This is a genomic window from Pseudomonas viridiflava (genome assembly GCF_900602065.1).
Classification (GTDB): Bacteria; Pseudomonadota; Gammaproteobacteria; order Pseudomonadales; family Pseudomonadaceae; genus Aquipseudomonas.
The window spans coordinates 1-286 of the sequence record NZ_UWFN01000381.1 but is presented as its reverse complement, the minus strand read 5'-3'; the positions used below and the strand labels follow the sequence as shown (position 1 = coordinate 286).

1 protein-coding gene is annotated in these 286 nt (G+C 64.7%); it reads left to right on the top strand.

Annotated features, from left to right (window positions below; translation table 11 throughout):
• Positions 1 to 286 (top strand): aromatic amino acid lyase (locus tag EE949_RS29070; protein ID WP_164666863.1); only part of this gene is annotated, 286 nt, incomplete at both ends.

The window sequence follows — 286 nt, the reverse complement described above, 5'->3', positions numbered from 1 at the left end:
ATCTGCGCCGCAATCCTCAATTACAGCCAGGGCAAATCGGGCATTCACCGGCAGGTGGTCGAGGCGCTGCTGGCCTTGCTCAACCGGGGCATTACTCCGCAAGTGCCGTCGCAGGGGTCGGTGGGTTACCTGACGCACATGGCGCACGTCGGTGTCGCGTTGCTGGGCATCGGCCAGGTCAGCCATCGCGGGCAGATCGTCGCGGGTGAGCAGGCCTTGAACGAGGAAGGTCTGGCTCCGGTCATTCTCGGTGCCAAGGACGGCTTGTGCCTGGTCAACGGCACGC